Genomic DNA, 2,403 nt, shown 5'->3' on the forward strand with positions numbered 1-2,403 from the left:
CGGCGAACGGATGGACGCCCTCGTCACCGTCGCGGGGTGCGACAAGAACCTCCCCGGGATGATGATGGCGTCCATCCGGACGGACCTCCCCTCGGTGTTCCTCTACGGCGGGTCCATCATGCCCGGCGAACACGAGGGCGCGACATCACCGTTCAGAACGTCTTCGAGGGCGTCGGCACCTACGCCGAGGGCGAGATGAGCGCCGAGGAACTCGACGACATGGAGCGTCACGCCTGCCCCGGTGCCGGTTCCTGCGGCGGGATGTTCACCGCCAACACGATGGCCTCCATCTCCGAAGCGCTCGGGATGGCCCCGCTCGGGTCCGCGTCGGCCCCCGCGGAGTCCGCCGAACGCTACGACGTCGCCCGCCGCGCGGGCGAGGCCGTCCTCGAAGCCGTCGAGAACGACCTGCGCCCCTCGGACATCCTGACGAAGGAGTCGTTCGAGAACGCCATCGCCCTGCAGGTGGCCATCGGCGGGTCGACCAACGCCGTCCTGCACCTCCTGGCACTCGCCGCCGAGGCCGAAATCGACCTCTCCATCGAGGAGTTCGACGAGATATCCCGCCGGACGCCGAAGATAGCGAACCTCCAACCCGGCGGCACGAAGGTGATGAACGACCTGCACGAACAGGGCGGCGTCCCCGTCGTCGTCCGCCGCCTCCTCGACGCGGGCCTGTTCCACGGCGACGCGATGACCGTCACCGGCCGCACCGTCGCCGAGGAACTCGACCACCTCGACCTGCCGGCCGACGAGGACGTGTCGGGCGACTTCATCTACACCGTCGACGACCCGTATCAGGAGGAGGGCGCCATCAAGATTCTCACCGGCAACCTCGCGCCCGACGGCGCCGTCCTGAAGGTCACCGGCGACGACACGTTCCACCACGAGGGCCCCGCGCGCGTCTTCGAGAGCGAGGAGGAGGCGATGCGCTACGTGCAGGAGGGCCACATCGAGTCGGGCGACGTCATCTGCATCCGCAACGAGGGGCCGACGGGCGGCCCCGGCATGCGCGAGATGCTCGGCGTCACCGCCGCCGTCGTCGGGCAGGGCCACGAGGACGACGTGGCACTCCTCACCGACGGCCGGTTCTCCGGCGCCACGCGCGGTCCGATGGTCGGGCACGTCGCCCCCGAAGCGGCCGACGGCGGCCCCATCGCCCTCCTCGAAGACGGCGACGAGGTGACCGTCGACATCCCGAACCGCGACCTGTCGGTCGACCTCTCGGACGAGGAACTGGCGTCGCGAAAGGACGACTGGGAACCGTCCGAACCCAACTACACGACGGGCGTGCTGGCGAAGTACGCCGACGACTTCGGCTCCGCGGCGAACGGTGCGGTGACGAACCCCGGCGCGAAGCGGTAACCGCGCGACTTCGGACAGTCACCGTACTCTGACCGATACTCGTCCTGCGTCTCCCGCGCCGAACCTCAGTCCGCTTCGCCGTCGGAGCGCGTGAGTTCACGCCCGGAGACCGTCTCGGGGATCAGCCGGTAGAACGCCATCGAGAGGTCCTCCGCCTCGGTGTCCGGATAGACGTTCAGCGCCGGAATCTCCGCGTTGTCCGCCATGGCCGCCGACGCGGCCGCCCGGTCGGCGTCGGGGACTCGTTCGAGGCGACCGCGGACGAGGACGCTCTCGGCGGGGTCGTCGGTGTACACGGTGAAGGTTGCCACCTCCGTCGCCCGAACGAACGCCATCTTTCGACTCGTCTCGTGGTACACGAGTTGGAAGTAGAGGGCGTCTCCGTCGTAGCCGAACGACTCGGGGACCGCGTACGTCTCCGCCCCGTCGGCCAACGATAGCACGCCCGACCCGGCTTCGGTGAGGAGAGCATCGACCGCAGACGGCGTCATCTCGACAACCATTACCGGTCGTTCGCCGGGAACCGGTTTGTCTGTGTTGGATTCGACGCTCGATTCGCGGGCCGGGCTATGTCAGCGAGCGTGAGTCTCCGTGCGCTAGTGAACCTGTAGCCACACCGGCCGCGTTTCACCACCTACTTTATACAGTATCCCTGAATATTCAACCGCCCTACATCGGACCTTTTCTGTTCGGCGTAGGGCGCATCCCACCCGTCGGGGGATTCCCCTCTCCCCCAACCCCTTCCTGACGGCTCGCAGTCCCATTCCCCCTCCCGTTTTTACTGCACGACCGATGCGTCCTCGTCTCGGGCCCAGAGGCAGAACGCCGGAGTCGATACGGGGGCGTCCACGGGACCAATCCGCTTCCGAGGCTCTGGTTCCCAGTTTCCGCCGGAAACGTGAGACGCCGAGCGTCGAACTCGATTCGTCTAGTTCTCACCGGTGTACAGTCGGCGGACGGCGCAGACGACTCGCTTCGCCCGTTCGTGGCTCTCGAGCGGTCGTCCCGCGAGACTCGCTTCGCTCGCCTCGCTGCCTC

At 67.7% G+C, this 2,403-nt stretch carries 1 protein-coding gene and 1 pseudogene; one reads left to right on the forward strand and one right to left on the reverse strand.

Features of this window, described 5'->3' with window-relative positions:
- Positions 1-1,365 (forward strand): annotated as a pseudogene (locus tag GJ632_RS20930) (dihydroxy-acid dehydratase); the annotation flags it as partial.
- Between the two features lie 65 nt (positions 1,366-1,430).
- On the opposite strand, the gene GJ632_RS20935 reads toward GJ632_RS20930, so the two are convergent.
- Complete coding sequence (locus GJ632_RS20935; protein WP_191453934.1) at positions 1,431-1,868, reverse strand: pyridoxamine 5'-phosphate oxidase family protein; 438 nt, start codon at positions 1,866-1,868, stop codon at positions 1,431-1,433.
- Positions 1,869-2,403: the final 535 nt, after the last annotated feature.

It is taken from the genome of Halogeometricum sp. CBA1124, assembly GCF_009741955.1.
GTDB classification, from domain to species: domain Archaea; phylum Halobacteriota; class Halobacteria; order Halobacteriales; family Haloferacaceae; genus Halogeometricum; species Halogeometricum rufum.

Coding starts and splice junctions, on each gene's coding strand:
- GJ632_RS20935 (WP_191453934.1), bottom strand. CDS start 1,868: ATGGTTGTCGAGATGACGCCGTCTGCGGTCGATGCTCTCCTCACCGAA.